We start from the raw sequence: 19,020 nt of genomic DNA on the forward strand, positions 1-19,020 counted from the left end.
ATACCCGCACCAAAGGACGATGAGATCGACATCCGGGGCCGTCCCGCGCGTCAGATCGCTACGCGCTCCTCTTTTCTCGGCGTCCGGGGGTGGTCGTGGGCTGGGATGCCCTGCCACTCGTCGTCTGGTGCGGTCAGAAAGCCAAGACGGCCGCCGGACGCTGAGATGAGCGAAGCGCGTAGCGATGTGGGGCGCCGGAGGGCCCGGATGTCGTCCTGATCGTCCTTTGGTGCGGGTATCAGCCCCAGACGGCTGCCAGACGCTGGGGCATGAGGAGCGCGTAGCGATCTGGGGCGCCCACCGGCCCCGGATGACGACTCCGTCGTCCCCGGGCGACGGCAGCGAGCCCAGACGGGCGGCGGACGCTAAGCCGGGAGGAGCGCGTAGCGATCTGACGCGTACGTCGTCCCCGATTGCCCTCGCGGCGGGGCCGGATGGGATGTCTGCCGGCCCCCGACGACCCCGGAGGCTCCCTGATCCGGCCGGATGTCTCATGTACATCCGTCCCGTTTCTTTGGGGGTTTCCCGGCAGTCTTCGTTTTTCCGTGGCGGGACGGTCTGTCAAGGGTGGCCGAAGGCCATCGCGCAGCGACGCGACGAAGGAGCGCCCTTGGACAGGCCGGCCCGACACGGAAGGACGATGAGACTGACGGGAAAGCCCCAACCCCTCCCTGAGACCGCCCCGCCGGGACCCCGCCCCCTACCCCGCCCGTACCAGCGCAGCCACCGGCCCCCTCGCCAGGAGCCGGGTCAGGCGGACCTCGCCCTCGTACGGGGCCGACGGGTGCGGTCCGTGGGCCGGGAGCCACTGGCCCGGGGGGAGGGCGAGGGCGGTGTCGCGCCAGCCGCCCGCTTCCGCCAGGCGGTGGGAGAGGCGGGTGACCACCGCCACCAGGCCCCCCAGGCGGGCGTAGGCCAGGCAGTGGTCGGAGGCCGGGCCCCGCGCGGCCAGCGGGGCGTAGCCCCGGAACAGGGCGGGGCGGCTGCGGCGCAGGCGGAGCAGGGCGGCCGTCAGGGCGAGCTTCTCCTCCCCGAGGGCCGCCGGGGCGGTGCCCGAGTCCAGGGCGGCCAGCGCCTCCCGGGGGAACTCGGCCGGGCGGCGGTTGTCCGGGTCCACCAGGGCGCGGTACTCGTACTCGGAGCCCTGGTAGACCTCCGGCACGCCCGGCATGGTCAGGTGCAGCAGGGTCATGCCCAGTACGTTCGCCCGGGCCGCCTCCGCCAGTGCGGGCGGCAGGTCCAGCGGGGCCGGGGGGACGAGATCGGCGATGCCCGCCTCGTACGCCGGGTCGGGGTCGGTCCAGGAGGTGTGCAGCGCCGCCTCCCGGGCGGCCTTCAGCAGGGCCGCCTCCAGCCGGGGGCCCCGCTCGGGGACGTCGCCCAGCCCGAGCGCGCTCTGCCGGGCCACCCAGGCCAGCTGCGGATCCCGGCCCCCGGCCGCCCCCGCCTCCCGCAGCCCCCCCGAACCCGCACCCACCCACCCCGAACCCGAACCCGCACCCGCCCCCGAACCCGCCCCCTCCGCCAGCGTTGCGATGCGGGCGCGGACGTCCGCGCTGCGCTTCGTGTCGTGGGTGGACAGGACCGTGCCCGCGGCGGGCCGCTCCCGTTCGCGTTCCGCGCAGTACGCGTGGAACTCCGCCACCGACACCGCCGGGGCCCCCGGATCGCCGCCGACCTCCGTCGCCGAGAGCAGTGGGGCCCAGCGGTAGAAGGCGCGGTCCTCCAGGGACTTGGCGCGCAGGGCCGCCGAGGTCTGGGCGAAGCGGGCCGCGAAGGCGGGGCTGCGTTCCAGCAGGCCGAGTACGCCCTCCACCGCGGCCGTCCCGGCCCGCGCGGCGGCCCGGTCGCGGGTCCCGGCGTCCGGGCCCGGACCGCCGGGGTAGGTGCGGTACACCGGTGAGGCGATGAGCAACTCCCTCACGGCCGGCGCCAGTTCCGGGCCGGCCCAGCGTTCCAGGGTGCCCAGCTCGGCGGCCAGGTCGCCGGTCAGGACCTCGCGGGCGGCCGTCGAGGCCGTCTCCTCCCAGTCGGACGTCCCCGTCGACTCCCCGTACCTGCGCGCCAGTTCGCCGGCCCCCGCCGGATCCGTGAACACCCCGTCCACCCGGTGCAGGGCGTCGTACCCGGTGGTGCCCGCCACCGGCCAGGACGGCGGCAGCCGTTCCTCGCGGGCCAGGATCTTCTCGACCACCACCCAGCAGCCGGCGCCCACCGCGGTCCGCAGCCGCCGCAGGTACCCCTCGGGGTCGGCCAGCCCGTCGACGTGGTCGATCCGCAGGCCCGCCACCACTCCGTCCCGGACCAGCTCCAGCACCTTGGCGTGGGTGGCGGCGAAGACGGCCGGGTCTTCCACCCGTACCCCGATGAGGTCCGAAATGGTGAAGAAGCGGCGGTAGTTGAGGGAGGTCCGGGCCTCGCGCCACCAGGCGGGCCGGTACCACTGCGCGGCGAGCAGCTCCGGCAGCGGCAGTTCCTCCGTCCCGGCGCGCAGGGGGAACTCCCGGTCCCCGCAGCGCAGCAGCCGCGCCCTGGCGTCCACCGTGAACGGCTCGTCGGGCTCCGCGAGCACCGGCAGCAGGACCTGCCCGCCGCCCGCCTCCCAGTCGATGTCGAACCACCGCGCGTACGGCGACTCCGGTCCCTCCAGCAGGACCTCCCACAGCGGCCGGTTCAGCCGCAGCGGCGACGGCACCGCCATGTGGTTCGGGACGATGTCGAGGACCAGCGCGAGCCCCCGCTCCCGCGCGGCCGCGGCCAGTGCGCGCAGTCCCCGCTCGCCGCCGAGTTCCTCCCGGACCCGCCCGTGGTCGGTGACGTCGTACCCGTGCCCCGAGCCCGGCACCGCCTCCAGGACGGGGGAGAGGTGGAGGTGCGACACGCCGAGGGAGGCGAGGTACGGTACGGCTGCCCCGGCCGCGGCGAACGGGAACGCGGGCGTGAGCTGGAGACGGTACGTCGACGCCGGAACGACGGGTGTCCCGACGTCGGATTCCGATGGGCTGATTGAATTCCGCTGGCTCATGAGAACGTACGTACCCAGTCGGCGTGATTCCGTGCCATGACCCAATGCATCCGGGTGACTGCGTCGCGTTAGTGTCGATCAAGTGGCTTCAAGCGTCAGCACCTACCGACACGTCATCGCCCTGACCGGGCCCCTCCTCCCCCTCGTCTCCTTCTTCGCCCGACTGCCCGTCGCGATGTCCCAGTTCGGGAGCGTCCTGCTGGTGTCCGAGACCAGCGGCTCCCTCGCCACCGCCGGCATCGTCGGCGGCACGCTCTCCGCCGGCCAGGTGGTCTTCGGGCCGGTCCTGGGCCGGCTCGCCGACCGCCGCGGACAGCGGCCGGTCGTCCTCGCCGCGGCGGCGGTCAACGCCGTGGCCACCGCCGGCCTCGTCGCCGGGGCCCTCACGGGGCTGGCCACCGCCGCGCTCGCCGCCGTCGGCTTCGTGGCCGGGGCCTCCGTCCCGCTGATCGGGCCCCTCGCCCGGACCCGTTCCGTGGCGCTCGCGCACCGGGCGGGGTCCGGCGAGGGCGTGGTGGCGGCGGTGCATTCGCTGGAGGGCACCCTCGACGAGGTCTCCTTCGTCTTCGGCCCCGCCCTCGTCGGCCTCGCCGCGCTCGCCCTGCACCCGGCCGTCGCCCTCGGCGGCGCGGCCGCCCTCGTCGCCGTCTTCGGCACCGCCTACGCCCTCCACCCGACGGCCGCGGTCACGGCCGGGAACCCCGCGCGGGCCCGGGGGAAGGGCGTCCGGGCGCCCCGCCAGCCCCGCGTGGTGCACGCCGTGCGCGGCTCCCTCGCCCTCCAGGGAGCCATGTTCGGCGCCTGCCAGGCCGGAATCGCCGCCCTCACCGCCCGGTTGGGCGTGCCCGGCCAGGCCGGCATCGTGTACGCCGCGATGGGCGTGGTCAGCGCCGTCGTGGGCCTCGCGCTCGGCGCGCTGCCCGCCCGCTACGGGCTGCGGCTGCGCTGGCGGGCGGCGACGGGCGCGGCGCTGGTGCTGTCGGTGCCGCTGCTGTTCACTCAGACGCTGTGGCCGCTGTACGCGGTCGTGACCGTCCTCGGAGCGGCCTACGCCCCGCACCTGATCACCGCGTTCGCCCTCACCGAGCGGGTCGTGGCGCCGTCCCGGCTCGCCGAGGCGATGGCCTTCGCGGCCAGTTCGCTCGTGGCCGGGCAGGCGGTGGCGCTGGCCGTCTCGGGGCGGCTCGCGGAAGCGTACGGGCCCGCCGGAGCCTTCGCCGTGGCCGTGGGGGCGGCCGCGCTGTGCCTGACGATCGCCCTGGTCACCCGGGTGCCGTCGGCCCGGCCCGGAGCCGCCCGGGCGGAGCCGGCCAAGGCGTTCGTGCCGGCCCAGCGCACCGCCTCCTCGGAGGGTTCGGGGGCGCCGGGCGGCGCCGCCGGCTACGCGGGCCGCTGAAGCACCGCCAGGCACCGGCCCGTCAGCGCCACCCGGTCCCCGGCGGCGTACTGCGGCCCGGTTCCGGGCGCCGGCACCTCCGCCCGCGCGGTGTCCACGACGAGTCGCCAGTGCGCGCCGTGCCCGGCGGGGACGGTGAACTCCTGCGGGTCGGCGCCCGCGTTGAACATCAGCAGGAACGAGTCGTCGGTGATCCGCTCGCCGCGCGAGCCGGGCTCGGAGATCGCCTCGCCGTTGAGGAACACCGTCAGGGCGCGCGCGTGCTGCGCCTGCCAGTCCCGGGCCCGCATCTCCTCGCCGTGCGGGGTGAACCAGGCGATGTCGGAGAGCTCGTCGTGGGTGCCCTCCACCGGCCGGCCGTGGAAGAACCTGCGCCGCCGGAACACCGGGTGGTCGCGGCGCAGCCACACCATCCGCCGGGTGAACTCCAGCAGGGCGGGCGCGGGTTTGCCCGGCTCGGGCCAGGTCAGCCAGGACAGTTCGTTGTCCTGGCAGTAGGCGTTGTTGTTGCCGCCCTGGGAGCGGGCGAACTCGTCGCCGTGGCTCAGCATGGGCACGCCCTGGGACAGCATCAGGGTGGCGATGAAGTTGCGCATCTGCCGTTCCCGCAGCTCCAGGACCGCGGGGTCCTCGGTCGGCCCCTCGACGCCGCAGTTCCAGGACCGGTTGTGGGTCTCGCCGTCCCGGTTCCCCTCCCTGTTGGCCTCGTTGTGCTTCTCGTTGTACGAGACCAGGTCGTGCAGGGTGAACCCGTCGTGGCAGGTGGCGAAGTTGATGGAGGCCAGCGGGCGCCGGCCGTCGTCCTGGTAGAGGTCGGAGGAGCCCGTCAGCCGTCCGGCGAACTCGGCCAGGGTGCGCGGCTGGCCGCGCCACAGGTCCCGTACGGTGTCGCGGTACTTGCCGTTCCATTCGGTCCACAGCGGCGGGAAGTTGCCCACCTGGTAGCCGCCCTCGCCCAGGTCCCAGGGCTCGGCGATCAGCTTCACCTGGCTGACCACCGGGTCCTGCTGCACCAGGTCGAAGAACGACGACAGCCGATCGACCTCGTGGAACTGCCGGGCCAGGGTGGCCGCCAGGTCGAAGCGGAAGCCGTCCACGTGCATCTCGGTCACCCAGTACCGCAGCGAGTCCATGATCAGCTGGAGGACGTGCGGGGAGCGCATCAGCAGCGAGTTCCCCGTGCCGGTGGTGTCCGTGTAGTGGCGGGGGTCGTCCGCGAGCCGGTAGTAGGAGGCGTTGTCCAGGCCCCGGAAGGAGAGGGTCGGACCCAGGTGGTTGCCCTCGGCGGTGTGGTTGTAGACCACGTCCAGGATCACCTCGATCCCGGCCTCGTGCAGGGCGCGCACCGCCGACTTGAACTCCAGCACCTGCTGGCCCCGGTCGCCGGAGGCGTAGCCGTTGTGCGGGGCGAAGAACCCGATGGTGTTGTAGCCCCAGTAGTTGCTGAGCCCGTCGTTGACGAGCCGGTGGTCGTTGACGTACTGGTGTACGGGCATCAGCTCCAGGGCCGTCACGCCGAGCTTCACCAGGTGGCCGATGACCGCCGGGTGCGCGAGGGCCCCGTACGTGCCGCGCAGTTCCTCCGGCAGCTCCGGATGACGCATGGTCAGGCCCTTGACGTGGGCCTCGTAGAGCACGGTGTGGTGGTACTCGTGGCGCGGGGGCCGGTCGTTGGCCCAGTCGAAGTAGGGGTTCACCACGACGGAACTCATGGTGTGGGGGGCCGAGTCCAGGTCGTTGCGCGAGTCGGGCCGGCCGAAGTGGTAGCCGTAGACCTCCTCGCCCCAGTCGATCCGCCCGCTGATGGCCCGCGCGTACGGGTCCAGCAGCAGCTTCGCCGCGTTGCAGCGCAGCCCGCGCTCGGGCTCGTACGGGCCGTGTACCCGGAACCCGTACCGCTGCCCGGGCATCACCCCGGGGAGGTAGGCGTGCCGGACGAAGGCGTCCGTCTCCCGCAGCTCGACGGCGGTCTCGGAACCGTCGTCGTGCAGCAGGCACAGCTCGATGCGGCGGGCGGCCTCCGAGTAGACCGCGAAATTGGTGCCGGCGCCGTCGTACGTGGCGCCCAGCGGATACGCCTGTCCCGGCCAGACCTGCATCAGCAACGACTCTTTCCATCCTGGTCCGGGTCGATCCGGCGCGGATCACGTCTCTGCCGAATCTTCCCCGAAAGACGCTCCGCACGCGTGGACTTGGGATGCTCCTGCCGAGTGAACCGGAGAGCTGATATGCGGATCGACGGACCGTCCGGGCATCACATAATGGTCCGACGGACGGTCGGCCGGGGTGGGCGTGATCACCTCGGCCGGCTTCGGGCTGCATCGGGCCGCGCGCGCGGAGTACCCTTCCGTGATCACTGGAGACGGGCGTCCGGACGCAGAAGGCGGTGCACGAGTGAGCTCGGGAGGTCTGGAGCTGCCCCCTGGTGACAGCGGACACGAGGGCGGCCCGGCGGACGCCCCAGGCGGTGTGCCGGGGGCGGTGGCCGGGGCTTCGGTCTCGCTGGCCCCGCCGGCGGCCGGGGAGGTGCGGGCCGGGGCGGAGCTGGACTGGAGCGCGGACGCGTGGAGCGAGGTCCGGACGCGGGCCCAGCGCGCGGGCCGTGCGTACATCTGGCTGAACCTCATCGAGCAGCGGCTGCGGTCGGTGGTGGGCGCGGTGCTGCGGCCCGTCTACGAGCCCGTGCACGGCGGGGACGACTGGGTGGTCGCGGCCGCCGGCCCCGCCGGGCAGGAGTGGGTGCAGCGGGCGGTGGCGGTGCGCGAGGTCAGCCGGCGCAAGGGCTACCTCCTCGACCCGGCCGACGACAACGTGCTGAGCTTCCTGACGCTGCCGCAGCTGCGGGAGCTGATGGTCCAGCACTGGCCGTGCTTCGAGCCGTACTTCGACGACCGGCGCGAGATCGAGCTGGCGCTCGACGAGCTGGAGGTCACGCGGAACGTGGTCTCGCGCAACCGGGCGCTGTCGCGGGCGGTGCTGGAGCAGGCGGAGCGTGCCTCGGCGCGGCTGCTGGAGGTGCTGGGCGCGGGGTCGGGCAGCCCGTCGGCGGACCGGCTGCCGATCGACGCCGTCGAGGACCTCGTCGGGGACCGGTACGCGGACGTCATCTCCGTCCATCCGGACCGGGTGCGGCTCCAGCGGCAGCTGCCGGCGGAGGACCTGTTCGGGGGCGCGCGGCGGCTCGACGCGATCGGCATAGGCCTCAACCTGCTGGTGCAGAACTTCTCGGGCCGCCGGCTGGTGCGGCTGTCGGAGGCCGGCTGCCGGGTGCGTCTGCTGTTCCTCAACCCGGCGAGCAGCGCCGTCAAGCGGCGCGAGCGCGAGCTGGGGCTGCGCAAGGGCGAGCTGAGCCGGTCGGTGGAGATGAACATCCTGCACGTGCGCCGGGTGCGGGCGGGACTCACGGACCCCTCGCGCTTCGACATCCACGTCTTCGACGAGACCCCGCGCTTCACCGCCTATCTGGTGGAGGGGCAGTCCTCGGGCATCGCGGTGGTCCAGTCGTACCTGCGGCGGGCCCGGGGGATGGAGGCACCGGTGCTGGTGCTGCGCGGGGGCGGGCGGGGGGTCCCGAAGGACGCGGACCACGGCCTGTTCCAGACCTACCGCGAGGAGTTCGAGTCGATGTGGGAGGACTCGCGCCCGGTGTCCTGACGCCGGGTCCCGCAGGAGCCGCGCGGGAGCGGCCGCGGGGGGTGGGCGCGTCCGGTGTCAGTGCCTCGTGGCAGGCTGAAACGCGTTGACCGGAAATACGGGGGAGGGGCGCGTCATGGAGGCGTGGCACGGGGGAGCGGTGGCCGGGGCCGGCCGGCAGGCGGCGGGGGCCGTGCGATGAGCTGGCTCGGCGGGCCGCTGGTGGCCTTCGACCTGGAGACCACCGGCACCGACGTGGAGAGCGACCGCATCGTCACGGCGGCGGTCGTACGGCTCGATCCGGACGGCTCCGTCGCGGGGGAGCGGACCTGGCTGCTCGATCCGGGGGTGGCCATACCGGAGCAGGCCTCGGCGATCCACGGCATATCGACGGAGCACGCCCGGGCGCACGGGGCGCCGGCCGCGTCGGCGGTCGCGCAGATCGCGGGGGCCGTCGCCGAGGGGCTGCGGGCCGGGACGCCGCTGGTGGTGATGAACGCGCGCTACGACCTGTCGTTGCTGGACCGGGAGTGCCGGCGCCACGGGGCCGAGTCGGTCAGCGAGCGGCTGGGCGGGGCCCCGTGGCCGGTCATCGATCCGCTGGTGATCGACAAGCACGTGGACAAGTACCGCAAGGGCAAGCGGGCCCTGCACGCGCTGTGCGCGCACTACGGGGTGCCGCTCGACGACGCGCACGACGCGCGGGCGGACGCGGTGGCCGCGGCCCGCGTGGTGCGGAGCATGGCCGAGCGGCACCGGCGCGTCGGCGTGATGGCCCTGGCGGACCTGCACGACCTCCAGGTCCGGGCGGCGGCCGAACAGTCGGTCTCGCTCCAGGCCTACCTGCGGCGCACCGCGGATCCGTCGGCGGTCGTCGAACCGGCCTGGCCGCTCATACCCCGCAGCCGCTGACGGGGTTCGTCCCGGGCGGTTCGTCGTAGGCGACGTGGAGGTCGCGGAAGCGGGGGTCGCAGGGCAGGCTGCGGCAGTAGTGGCGGTGCCGTCGCGCGCGGTCCGGGTGGGCGGCGACGTGCGCGGGACCGGCCAGGGCCACGTCGAGGAAGACGGCGGCGCCCAGCCGGAAGGGCTTCGCGCTGCCCGTCAGGAACAGGGTCTCGGCGTGGATGCTCTGGTGGAGGCGGTCCCGGTTCTCCGCGTGGTGGAGGGACGCGTACTCCTCGTCGGCGGGCTCGGTGAGGGAGAGGTCCACGGTCCGGGGGCGGCCCGGGGAGAGCCGGGACCGCAGTCCCTTCCAGCGTGAGGGCGCCCACTGCAGGGAGTGGTGGAGCAGGACGAGGTCCAGCCGGCGGGAACCCGCGCCCGGCGCCGGGCCGCGCAGGGGCAGGTGGACCAGGGAGCGGGGCGAGGTGGCCGCCAGGGTCCACAGCCCCGCCATGAGCAGGGCCGCGTCCCGGTCGACGTACGCGTTCAGCCACCAGGAGTCGTCGAAGAGGCCGGCGTGCTCCGGCGGCCGGGCCGGGCGGACGACGCGGAAGGCCTCCGGGCCGCGCCGGGCCTCGTGGACGGTGAGGTGCAGCTTCACGTCCATCAGAAGGGGTACCAGCGCACCTCGGGGTCGCCGTCGCGCAGGGAGGCCACGCGGCGGCGGAACTCCGCCAGGGCCTTCGGGTCGGCCGGGGCGTGCTGGGCGACCCAGGCGCAGCTGGCGGTCTCGCGGGCGCCGCGCAGCAGGGCGCAGCCCTCCCAGGCGCGGACGTCCCAGCCGTAGGCGGCGGTGAAGGCCTCGTAGTCGGCCGCGGGCAGCCCGTACCGGTCGCGGGACAGGGCCATCACCACCAGGTCGTGTTCGCGCAGGTCGGCCGAGACGGTCTCCAGGTCGACGAGGACCGGCCCGTCCGGGCCCACGTGGACGTTGCGGGGGAGGGCGTCGCCGTGGATCGGACCCGGGGACAGGTGCGGGGTGAGGGCGGCGACTTCGGCGGCGTAGGCGTCGCGGCGGGCCCGCAGGTAGGCAGCGTCCTCGGGGTCGACGGCCTCCCCGGCCAGCCGCAGCCAGCGTTCGACCCCGCCGAGGAGGTCCCGGGCGGGCAGCGCGAACGGCGGGGCGGGCAGGGCGTGCAGGGTGCGCAGGAGCGCCGCGAGGTCCTCGGGGCCGGCCGGGCGGAGCGCGTCGGGCAGCCGGTGCCACAGGGTCACCGGGTGTCCGTCGACGAGCCGCGGCTGCGGCTCGGCGGCGCGGACCGCCGGGATCCCGGCGCCGGCCAGCCAGCCGGCGACGGCCAGCTCCCGCTCGGCCCGCTCCAGCAGACCGGCCTCCCGCCCGACCTTGACGACCAGGTCGCCGAGGCCGAAGACGGCGTTCTCGCCGAAGGCGAGCAGTTCGGCGGGTCCCGTGAGACCCGCCCGTGTCAGTACGTCCCTGGCCCGTGCCTCGTCCATGTGTGCGTCTCGTCCTTCGCCGGGGGGTCGTCGCGGTGCGCGGTGCTGATCGTGCGGCGCCCAGTCTCGCATCCCCGGGCGGAGAAACGGCTGGTGGGAGCGGGAGGAAAGGGGGAGGGCGGGGCTGCGGCGCAGGACCGGCCAGAGGGTCGGATTCCGTTTGCACGAGACGTATCGTCTCGCTAATGTCGACGACATGACCTCAGCCAAACCCGCTCACATCGCCATGTTCTCCATCGCCGCCCCCGGGCACGTGAACCCGAGCATCGAAGTGATCCGGGAACTCGTCGCCAGGGGCCACCGCGTCAGCTACGCCATCCCCGCCTCCTTCGCCGAGAAGGTCGCGGAGACCGGAGCCGTACCGGTGATCTGGAAGTCCGTCCTGCCCACCGACGACGAGCCGGAGGCCTGGGGCACCGAGCTCATCGACCACATCGAACCCTTCCTGGACGACGCCGTACAGGCGCTCCCGCAGCTCGCGGCCGCCTTCGACGGCGACGCGCCGGACCTCGTCCTCCACGACATCACCGCCTACCCGGCCCGTGTCCTGGCCCACCGCTGGGGGGTCCCCGTGATCTCCCTCTCCCCGAACCTGGTCGCGTGGGAGGGCTACGAGGAGGAGGTGGCCGCCCCCATGACCGCCGAACTGCGCGCGAGCGAGCGCGGCAGGGCGTACTACGCCCGCTTCCGCGCCTGGCTCGACGAGAACGGCATCGACGAGGACCCCGACCGGTTCGTCGGCCGGCCGCGCCGCAGCATCGTGCTGATCCCGCGCGCCCTCCAGCCCCATGCCGACCGGGTCGACGACTCCGTCCACACCTTCGTCGGCTCCTGCCAGGGCGACCGCAGCGCCACCCAGGGCACCTGGCGGCGCCCGGCGGCCGCCGAGGGGAAGAAGATCCTCCTCGTCTCCCTCGGATCCACCTTCACCAAGCAGCCCGCCTTCTACCGCGCCTGCATCGAGGCCTTCGGGGACCTGCCCGACTGGCACGTCGTCCTCCAGATCGGCAGGTTCACCGACGAGGCCGACCTGGGGGCCGTCCCCGCCAACGTCGAGGTCCACCGCTGGGTCCCCCAGCTGGACATCCTCCGCCAGGCCGACGCCTTCATCACCCACGCCGGCGCCGGCGGCAGCCAGGAGGGCCTGGCCACCGGCACCCCGATGGTCGCCGTCCCCCAGGCCGTCGACCAGTTCGGCAACGCCGACATGCTCGCCTCCCTCGGCGTCGCCCGGCACGTCTCGATGGAGGAGGCCGACGCGGCCACCCTGCGCGAGGCCGTCCTCGGGCTGCTCGCCGACCCGCGGGTCGCCGTCCGGGCCGAGGAGATCCGCGCCCGGATGGCCACCGAGGGCGGCACCCGCCAGGCCGCCGACCTCATCGAGGCCGCACTGCCCTAGGGTGCGGCCATGACGAAGCTACCGGCCCCCGTGAAGAAGTACGCGGCGCTGCTGCGCGGCATCAACGTCGGGGGAAAGAAGAAGGTCCCCATGGCCGAACTCCGCGCGGTACTGGAGGGGCTCGGCCACGGGGACGTGAGCACCTACCTGCAGAGCGGCAACGCCGTCTTCAGCAGCGCCGAGCAGGACCCCGCCGCCCTCGCCCGGGGGCTGGAGGCGGCCATCGAGGCCCGCTTCGGCTTCCCGGTGAGCGTCCTCGTGGTCGACGGGGCGTACCTGCGCGCCGTCGCCGACGCCTGCCCCTTCCCGGCCGCCGAGCTGGAGGGCCGGCAGCTGCACGCCACCTTCTTCTCCGAGCAGCCCGCCCCGGACCGCTTCGCGGCCCTCGACCCGGCCGCCTACCTCCCCGAGGAATTCCGGCTGGGCGACCGCGTCCTCTATCTCTACGCCCCCGACGGCCTCGGCCGCTCCGACCTGGGCGCCGCCCTCCACAAGCCGTCCGTCCTCAAGGGCATCGACGCCACCAGCCGCAACTGGAACACGGTGGCCAAGCTCGTGGAGCTGACGGCGGACCAGCCCTGAGGACCGACCCGGCCGCCGGCCCGCCCACGCGGCAACTCGTGGCCCGCCACGGGCCGGTGGGCCTGCGGTGCGGACCGTGTGCCAGGCTCTGGGTATGCGTTACATCATCATCGGCGCCGGTGCGGTCGGCGCGACCATCGGCGGACGGCTCGCCGAGACGGGCCGGGAGGTCGTCCTCGTCGCACGCGGCGCGCACGCCGAGGCGCTGCGGGCGGGCGGCCTGCGGCTGACGACCGCCGACGGGGAACGCGTCCACCGCCTCCCCGTGGCCACGCACCCCGACGACCTCGGCGCCCTGCGCCCGGACGACGTCCTGCTGCTGACCGTCAAGACCCAGGACGCCGTCGCCGCCCTCGACACCTGGGGCGCCGCCGAGGTCGCCGGAGGCGGCACCGCCGCCCAGCGGCTGCCGCTGCTGTGCGCCCAGAACGGCGTGGAGAGCGAACGCCTGGCCCTGCGCCGCTTCGCGCGCGTCTACGGGGTCTGCCTCTGGCTCCCCGCCACCTTCCTGGAGCCCGGCGTGGTCTCGGCGCTCTGCTCCCCGCTCACCGGCATCCTCCACCTCGGGCGGGCCGCCGGCGGGTCCGACGAGCGGATCCGGGCCATCGCCGCCGACCTCGGCAAGGCCGGCTTCGAGGCCCCCGTCGTCGAGGACGTGATGCGCTGGAAGTACGCCAAGCTCCTCGGCAACCTGGGCAACGCGATCCAGGCCACCACCGGCCCCGAGCCCGACCCGGCCAAGGCGGCCCTGCTGCTGCGCGCCGTCCGCGAGGCCAAGGCGGCCTTCGACGCCGCGGGCATCGCCTACGCCTCGGACGCCGAGCAGTCCGCGGCCCGCGACGGCAAGGTGAACCAGCCCGCGGGCGTCCGCGGCGGCTCCTCCTGGCAGAGCCTGGCCCGCGGCACGGGCTCGGTGGAGGCCGACTACCTCAACGGCGAGATCACCCTGCTGGGCCGCCTCCACGGCGTGCCCACCCCCGTCAACGACGTCCTGCGCCACGCGGCGAACATCTTCGCCCGCGAGGCCCTGCCCCCGGGAGCCATGTCGGTCACCGACCTGACCGCCCTGGCCGACGAGGCCGCAGGGCGCGGATAGCCCGCGCCCGCCCCTGACCTATATTGTTCTGGAACCGTAAAGGCCTCACACAAATCAATCGCCTGACAATGATCGCTTCCAGACGCGGTCGACGACGCCATGCACCAGCGTTCCACCGTGAAGGCTTCCCGGGCCGGTTCCCTCCCAGGAATCCCCGAGTGCCTCCGCGACGGCTGACGTGCAGTGGCGATTTTGACGTGCGGAGCGTTCGGCTCGGCGCTGCCTCGCGGATGAGCAGAACAACTTGACGAACGGCTTGAATGTGCAGAACGGCATGGCCCGAGGTGCCACCATCACGGGCGAACCCCACAACCAGGGACCAGGGTCTGTCGGACTCTCCGTGGTCATCCCCGCCTACCGGGAAGAGGAGCGTCTCGCCCCGACCCTGGACCTGGTCCGGGACTACCTCGACGAGCACGTGGGCAGCGGCCCGGCCGCCTGGGAGATCATCGTCGTCGACGACGGCTCCCCGGACAGAACCGCCGCGATAGCGCTCAAGGCCGGGGCCGACGAGCCGCGCATCCGGCTCGTGCAGTCGGAGCAGAACCGGGGCAAGGGCAGCGCCCTGCGCCTGGGCGTCCGCGCCTCCCTGGGCCGACGCGTCCTGATCATGGACGCCGACCTGGCGACGCCGATCGAGGAACTCGCCCGTCTGGAACAGGCACTCGCCGACGACCCGTCCATGGACGCGGCCATCGGCTCGCGCGCCCACCGCGACTCCGCCATCGAGCGCCAGCAGAGCGTGCTGCGCGAGGTCCTCGGCTGGGTCGGCAACCGCGTCATCCGGATGGTCGCCGTACGCGGCATCCGCGACACGCAGTGCGGGTTCAAGCTGTTCGACGGGGACCAGGCCCGGGCCGCGTTCGGCGCCGCCCGCCTCGACGGCTGGGCCATCGACGTCGAGATCCTCCAGTACTACCGGCGCAAGGGCTGGCCCGTGGCCGAGGTCCCCGTCCGCTGGGCGCACCAGGACGGCTCGAAGGTGAAGCTGCTGGACTACCTGCGCACCCTCGGCGAACTGATGAAGCTGAACGCGGGCGGCATCGCCGTCGCCGCGCTCTACCTGCTGGCGTCGCTCTACCTCTACAAGGGCCTCTGGACGGACCTGGACGGGGCGATCCTGGCCCACTCGCTCCAGGACCAGAACCAGTGGGAGTGGTTCTTCGGCGTCACCGCCGACAACGTCGCACATCTGCGCAACCCGTTGTTCACCGACCTCCAGAACATGCCGGACGGCGTGAACCTGATGGCCAACACGGTGATGCTCGGGCTCTCGGTGCCCATGACACCGGTCACCCTGCTGTTCGGGCCGACCGTCGCCCTGGCGCTGGTCTTCACCCTCGGCATCGCCGCGACGGCCTGGGCCTGGTACTGGCTGATCCACCGCCGCCTGACGGACAGCCGCTGGGCGGCCGCGGCCGGCGGCGCACTGGCGGCGCTCGCCCCGCCGATGATCTCGCACGCCAACGCGCACCCGAACTTCTGCGTCCTCTTCATGATCCCGGTCATCATCGACCGGGCCCTGCGCCTGTGCGCGGGCAAGAACGTGGTCCGCGACGGCGTCCTGCTGGGCCTGTTCACCGCCTACCAGATCTTCCTGGGCGAAGAGCCCTTCCTCCTGGCCGCGATGGGCATGGCGATCTTCGCCCTCATCCACGCCTGCTACGACCGGGCCAACGCGCGCGCCGCCGTCAAGCCGCTGGCCAAGGGCCTCGGCATCGCGGCCGCCGTATCCATACCGATCGTCGCCTTCCCCCTGTACTGGCAGTTCTTCGGCCCGCAGAGCTACCACTCGGTGCTCCACGGCGACAACGGCGCCGGCAACCCGCTGCGCGCCCTGAGCGAGTACCCGGCGCGCTCGCTGTTCGGCGACGCCGAGACCGCCGGCAAGCTGTCGATGAACACCACCGAGCAGAACGCCTTCTACGGCTGGCCGCTGCTGGCGCTGGCCATCGGCATCACCCTGTGGATGTGGCGCCGCCCCCTGGTCCGGGCCCTGGGCTTGACCGCCGTGGTCGCGGCCGTGCTGTCCCTCGGCCCCCGGGTCGAGCTCGACAAGTTCGGCATCACCGTGCCCGCCCCCTGGCGGCTGCTGCGCCACCTCCCGCTGCTGGAGTCGGTGATCGAGAGCCGGGTGGCGATGGTGTGCGCCCCCGTCTTCGGCATGCTGCTCGCCCTCGCGCTGGACCGGATACGGGGCTTCCGTTCCGGGGACCACCGCACCGTCGGCTACCTCGCCGTCGCGGCCGCCCTGGTCCCCATCCTGCCGCTGCCCCTGGTCACCAAGGACCGCGAACCGGTCCCGTCCTTCATCACCCAGGGCCTCTACAAGGACTACCTGAAGGACGGCCGCTCGCTGGTCCCGGTCCCCCTGCCCGACCCCGGCGCCGCCGCCGCCCTGCACTGGCAGAGCAGCACCGGCTTCGGCTTCAAGCTGGCCGGCGGGTACTTCAACGGTCCCGACGGTCCCGACCGCGTGGGCATCTACGGCGCCAAGCCGCGCATGCTCTCCACCCTCCTGAACGACGTCCGCTGGGGCACCGTCACGCCCCCGGACACGATCACCCCGCAGATGCGCGATCAGGCCCGTGAGGACCTGGCGTACTGGAAGGCGGGCCTGCTGGTCCTGCCGAAGGACCAGCAGCGCGCCAAGGAACTGCGCGGCACCCTCTCCGGTCTCCTGGGCAAGGAGCCGCAGGTGGTCGCCGACTGCCTGATCTGGCAGGTGGACGCCGCCTAGGCCGCGCACCACCGAGGGGGGCCACGGCGGATGCCGTGGCCCCCCTCGTGCGTGTGCGGGGTGTGGTTCAGACCGCCCGGGCGGTCAGGCCGGTGTGCGGCGCGCGGGCCGGGGAGGCCGCGTCGTAGCGGAGCAGGAGGAGGCGGGCCAGGTCCGGGGCCGCGCCCAGGACCTCCGCCACCGCGTCCGCGCCGGCGGAGCGGGCGCCCGTCGTGATCCGGTCCGGGAGGAAGCCCGGGGCGATGACGTACGGGGCGACCGCCACGCGGCGGACGCCCTCCGCGCGCAGCGCGCGGACGGCGTCCTCCGTACGGGGAAGGGCAGCGGAGGCGAACGCAGGCCGCACGGCACACCAACCGGTGCGCCGCCACTCCCGCGCGATTTCAGCGATCACTGCGATCGCCTCCGGGTCAGAGGATCCGGCGGACGCGAGGACGACACCGGTCGTCGCGCGGTCCGCCGGGGTGAGGCCGACGCCCGCCTCGGCGAGGCGGAGCTCCAGCGAGGAGATCAGGAGCGGGTGCGGGCCCAGGACGTCCGCGACCCGGACCGAGAGGTCCGGGAGACGGGTGGCCGACTCGGCCAGGACCGCCGGGACGTCGGCCTTGGCGTGGAAGGCCCGGGTGAGCAGCAGGGGCAGGGCCACGACCTCCCGGACGCCCGAGAGGTAGAGGGAGGCCAGGGCCTGCGGGACGGTGGGGCCGTTGAAGTCCAGGAAGGCCGTCTCCACGCGGAGCCCCGGCCGCAGCGACCGGACCCGCCCGACGAGGGCGTGCACGGTCGCCGCGTGCCGCGGATCGCGGCTGCCGTGGGCTATGACCAGGAGTGCGGGAGAGGACATGGGGCGCTCGGATCTCAGTTCTTGACCAGCAGACCGCGGCTGCGCAGCACCCACCGCTCGACCGGGCTGAAGATCAGCAGGTCGATGGCGATGCCCACGACCAGGATCAGGACGATCGCCAGGAAAACACCCGGCAGGTCGATGTTGTTCCGGCCGTTCTCCAGGAGCTGGCCCAGGCCCAGGCCCAGGTCGGGGGAGCTGGCGATGATCTCGGCGGCCATCAGGGAGCGCCAGGAGAAGGCCCAGCCCTGCTTGAGGCCGGCGACGTAGCCCGGCAGGGCGGCCGGCAGGACGACGTGCCAGGCGCCGCGCAGGCCGGTGGCGCCCAGGGTGCGGCCGGCCCGCAGGAACAGCGGCGGGATCTGGTCGATGCCGGAGACGAGGCCGTTGGCGATGGACGGGACGGCGCCCAGCAGGATCACCGTGTACATCATGGCGTCGTTGAGGCCGAACCAGAGCACCGCCGGCGGCACCCAGGCGACCGAGGGCAGCGACTGCAGGCCCTGGAGGATCGGGCCGATCGCGGCGCGGACGAACTTGACCCGCGCGACGAGCAGGCCGAGCGGGGTGCCGATGGCCAGGGCCAGCAGGAAGCCGAGCAGACCGCGGGAGACCGAGGTCCAGACGACGTCGATCAGCGTGCCCTTCAGCCACATGTCGGCCAGGCTGTTCCACACCGCGGACAGCGCGGGCAGCTTGGTCTCGTCGGTGACCTTCGCCGAGACCAGGACCTGCCAGACCACCAGCACCAGGCCGACGGCCAGGAGCGGGGGCAGGACCTTCTTGGTGAGGACCTCGCGCACCGGGGTGCGGTGGGTCTGGACGGCGTCGAGGGCGTCGAGGCCGGCCTCCAGGCCGGCCAGGTCGTCGCCCTTCGCCGCCTTGGGGGTGGTGTCAGTGCTGGCCATGGCGGCGGATCTCCCCACGCAGGTGTTCAGTGATCTCAAGCGACAGCTCCGCGACGTCCGCGTCCTCGATGCGGCGCGGCTGCGGGATGCCGACGGTCCATTCCTTGGCGACCCGGCCGGGGCGGGAGGAGAGGAGGACGACGCGCTGGGCGAGGCGGACGGCCTCGCGGACGTTGTGGGTGACGAAGAGCACGGAGAGGCCCGTCTCTGTCCAGATGCGGGTGAGTTCGCCGTGCAGGACGTCGCGGGTGATGGCGTCGAGGGCCGCGAAGGGCTCGTCCATCAGCAGCAGGCGGCTGTCCTGGGCGAGGGCCCGGGCGAGGGCGACGCGCTGGCGCATGCCGCCGGAGAGTTCGTGGACGCGCTTGCCGTGGGCGCCGCCCAGGCGGACCAGCTCCAGCAGGCGTTCGGCCTCCTGCTTGCGGTCGGCCTTGGCGACCCCGCGCAGCCGCAGGGCGAGCTCGATGTTCTTGCCGGCCGTCAGCCAGGGGAACAGGGCGTGCTCCTGGAACATCAGCGCCGGACGGCCGCCGGGGGTCTCGATCGACCCCGCGGACGGCTTGTCCAGACCCGCGACCAGGTTCAGCAGGGTGGACTTGCCACACCCCGACGCCCCCAGGAGGGTGACGAACTCGCCGGGAGCGACATCGAGGCTGATGTCGTCCAGGACGAGCTGCGATCCGGCCGGGCCGGAGAAGGACTTCGAGACGTGCTCGATGCGGGCGGCGTGCGTCTGCTCCGCAATCGAGCCCTCGGCAGCCTTGGCGAGAGTGGTGGCCATGGTCGTCACCTCCTGGGATGCGCGGGATTACGGATTACTTGGCGCCGAGGCCGGCGTCGGAGAGCTCGGGCTTGCCGGCGGCCTTGAGGACCTTGTTGAGCAGGGTGAGGTCGTAGATGCCGGCGAGGTCGGGCTTGTCGAGGAGCTTGGCCTTGACGGCCCAGTCGGACTCGGTCTTGAGGGTGGAGGCGAGGGGGTCGTCGGTGACGAGGATGGACT

At 73.5% G+C, this 19,020-nt stretch carries 14 protein-coding genes and 1 pseudogene; 7 read left to right on the forward strand and 8 right to left on the reverse strand.

Annotated features, from left to right (window positions below; all coding sequences use genetic code 11):
* Window positions 1-700 precede the first annotated feature (700 nt).
* Complete coding sequence (gene treY / locus ACZ5NJ_RS24080) at window positions 701-3,025, reverse strand: malto-oligosyltrehalose synthase (RefSeq protein ID WP_468767245.1); 2,325 nt, start codon at window positions 3,023-3,025, stop codon at window positions 701-703.
* 82 nt (window positions 3,026-3,107) lie between these two features.
* On the opposite strand from treY, the gene ACZ5NJ_RS24085 reads away from it, so the two are divergent.
* Window positions 3,108-4,421 (forward strand): MFS transporter, encoded by a 1,314-nt coding sequence (locus ACZ5NJ_RS24085; RefSeq protein ID WP_468767246.1) that lies wholly within the window; start codon window positions 3,108-3,110, stop codon window positions 4,419-4,421.
* Here ACZ5NJ_RS24085 and glgX read toward each other — a convergent pair.
* Window positions 4,406-6,520: a glycogen debranching protein GlgX gene (gene glgX / locus ACZ5NJ_RS24090; protein WP_468767247.1), complete on the reverse strand. Its 2,115-nt coding sequence runs from the start codon at window positions 6,518-6,520 to the stop codon at window positions 4,406-4,408. The genes ACZ5NJ_RS24085 and glgX overlap by 16 nt on opposite strands.
* Before the next feature lie 295 nt (window positions 6,521-6,815).
* Here glgX and ACZ5NJ_RS24095 point away from each other — a divergent pair, with 295 nt between their 5' ends.
* Together ACZ5NJ_RS24095 and ACZ5NJ_RS24100 are read left to right on the forward strand one after the other, a co-directional pair.
* Complete coding sequence (locus ACZ5NJ_RS24095; RefSeq protein ID WP_468767248.1) at window positions 6,816-8,075, forward strand: SAV2148 family HEPN domain-containing protein; 1,260 nt, start codon at window positions 6,816-6,818, stop codon at window positions 8,073-8,075.
* 177 nt (window positions 8,076-8,252) lie between these two features.
* Entirely contained in the window at window positions 8,253-8,966 is a 714-nt protein-coding gene (locus ACZ5NJ_RS24100) for an exonuclease domain-containing protein (protein WP_468767249.1), read from the forward strand.
* Here ACZ5NJ_RS24100 and ACZ5NJ_RS24105 read toward each other — a convergent pair.
* Both ACZ5NJ_RS24105 and ACZ5NJ_RS24110 read right to left on the reverse strand, forming a co-directional pair.
* Window positions 8,947-9,603, reverse strand: a complete 657-nt coding sequence (locus ACZ5NJ_RS24105) for a hypothetical protein (protein WP_468767250.1) — start codon at window positions 9,601-9,603, stop codon at window positions 8,947-8,949. The two genes, ACZ5NJ_RS24100 and ACZ5NJ_RS24105, sit on opposite strands and share 20 nt — an antisense overlap.
* Window positions 9,603-10,454: a phosphotransferase enzyme family protein gene (locus tag ACZ5NJ_RS24110; RefSeq protein WP_468767251.1), complete on the reverse strand. Its 852-nt coding sequence runs from the start codon at window positions 10,452-10,454 to the stop codon at window positions 9,603-9,605. The genes ACZ5NJ_RS24105 and ACZ5NJ_RS24110 overlap by 1 nt, the downstream gene beginning before the upstream one ends.
* A 196-nt stretch (window positions 10,455-10,650) precedes the next feature.
* Here ACZ5NJ_RS24110 and mgt point away from each other — a divergent pair, with 196 nt between their 5' ends.
* From mgt to ACZ5NJ_RS24130, 4 genes are all read left to right on the forward strand, one after another.
* Window positions 10,651-11,853, forward strand: coding sequence for a macrolide-inactivating glycosyltransferase (mgt, locus tag ACZ5NJ_RS24115; RefSeq protein ID WP_468767252.1), 1,203 nt, complete (start codon window positions 10,651-10,653; stop codon window positions 11,851-11,853).
* 9 nt (window positions 11,854-11,862) lie between these two features.
* Complete coding sequence (locus ACZ5NJ_RS24120) at window positions 11,863-12,435, forward strand: DUF1697 domain-containing protein (RefSeq protein WP_468767253.1); 573 nt, start codon at window positions 11,863-11,865, stop codon at window positions 12,433-12,435.
* Window positions 12,436-12,529: 94 nt separating this feature from the next.
* A complete protein-coding gene (locus ACZ5NJ_RS24125; RefSeq protein WP_468767254.1) occupies window positions 12,530-13,531 on the forward strand; it encodes a ketopantoate reductase family protein in 1,002 nt (333 codons plus the stop codon).
* A 274-nt stretch (window positions 13,532-13,805) separates the two neighbouring features.
* The gene (locus ACZ5NJ_RS24130) at window positions 13,806-16,271 is read left to right on the forward strand and encodes a dolichyl-phosphate beta-glucosyltransferase (RefSeq protein ID WP_468767255.1); all 2,466 of its coding nucleotides are present in this window, start codon (window positions 13,806-13,808) and stop codon (window positions 16,269-16,271) included.
* Window positions 16,272-16,338: 67 nt separating this feature from the next.
* Here the strand turns inward: ACZ5NJ_RS24130 and ACZ5NJ_RS24135 are convergent, their stop codons facing one another.
* The 4 genes and pseudogenes from ACZ5NJ_RS24135 to ACZ5NJ_RS24150 all read right to left on the reverse strand — a co-directional run.
* Complete coding sequence (locus ACZ5NJ_RS24135; protein ID WP_468767256.1) at window positions 16,339-17,112, reverse strand: sirohydrochlorin chelatase; 774 nt, start codon at window positions 17,110-17,112, stop codon at window positions 16,339-16,341.
* 14 nt (window positions 17,113-17,126) lie between these two features.
* Window positions 17,127-18,020: an ABC transporter permease gene (locus ACZ5NJ_RS24140; protein ID WP_468767257.1), complete on the reverse strand. Its 894-nt coding sequence runs from the start codon at window positions 18,018-18,020 to the stop codon at window positions 17,127-17,129.
* Window positions 18,007-18,801: an ABC transporter ATP-binding protein gene (locus tag ACZ5NJ_RS24145; protein WP_468767258.1), complete on the reverse strand. Its 795-nt coding sequence runs from the start codon at window positions 18,799-18,801 to the stop codon at window positions 18,007-18,009. The genes ACZ5NJ_RS24140 and ACZ5NJ_RS24145 overlap by 14 nt, the downstream gene beginning before the upstream one ends.
* A gap of 34 nt (window positions 18,802-18,835) precedes the next feature.
* A pseudogene (locus ACZ5NJ_RS24150) lies at window positions 18,836-19,020 on the reverse strand (sulfate ABC transporter substrate-binding protein); the annotation flags it as partial.

Source organism: Streptomyces sp. NPDC032091, assembly GCF_055580265.1.

Coding starts and splice junctions, on each gene's coding strand:
- treY (WP_468767245.1), bottom strand. CDS start 3,025: ATGAGCCAGCGGAATTCAATCAGCCCATCGGAATCCGACGTCGGGACA.
- glgX (WP_468767247.1), bottom strand. CDS start 6,520: ATGCAGGTCTGGCCGGGACAGGCGTATCCGCTGGGCGCCACGTACGAC.
- ACZ5NJ_RS24100 (WP_468767249.1), top strand. CDS start 8,253: ATGAGCTGGCTCGGCGGGCCGCTGGTGGCCTTCGACCTGGAGACCACC.
- ACZ5NJ_RS24105 (WP_468767250.1), bottom strand. CDS start 9,603: ATGGACGTGAAGCTGCACCTCACCGTCCACGAGGCCCGGCGCGGCCCG.
- ACZ5NJ_RS24110 (WP_468767251.1), bottom strand. CDS start 10,454: ATGGACGAGGCACGGGCCAGGGACGTACTGACACGGGCGGGTCTCACG.
- mgt (WP_468767252.1), top strand. CDS start 10,651: ATGACCTCAGCCAAACCCGCTCACATCGCCATGTTCTCCATCGCCGCC.
- ACZ5NJ_RS24120 (WP_468767253.1), top strand. CDS start 11,863: ATGACGAAGCTACCGGCCCCCGTGAAGAAGTACGCGGCGCTGCTGCGC.
- ACZ5NJ_RS24125 (WP_468767254.1), top strand. CDS start 12,530: ATGCGTTACATCATCATCGGCGCCGGTGCGGTCGGCGCGACCATCGGC.
- ACZ5NJ_RS24130 (WP_468767255.1), top strand. CDS start 13,806: ATGGCCCGAGGTGCCACCATCACGGGCGAACCCCACAACCAGGGACCA.
- ACZ5NJ_RS24135 (WP_468767256.1), bottom strand. CDS start 17,112: ATGTCCTCTCCCGCACTCCTGGTCATAGCCCACGGCAGCCGCGATCCG.
- ACZ5NJ_RS24140 (WP_468767257.1), bottom strand. CDS start 18,020: ATGGCCAGCACTGACACCACCCCCAAGGCGGCGAAGGGCGACGACCTG.
- ACZ5NJ_RS24145 (WP_468767258.1), bottom strand. CDS start 18,801: ATGGCCACCACTCTCGCCAAGGCTGCCGAGGGCTCGATTGCGGAGCAG.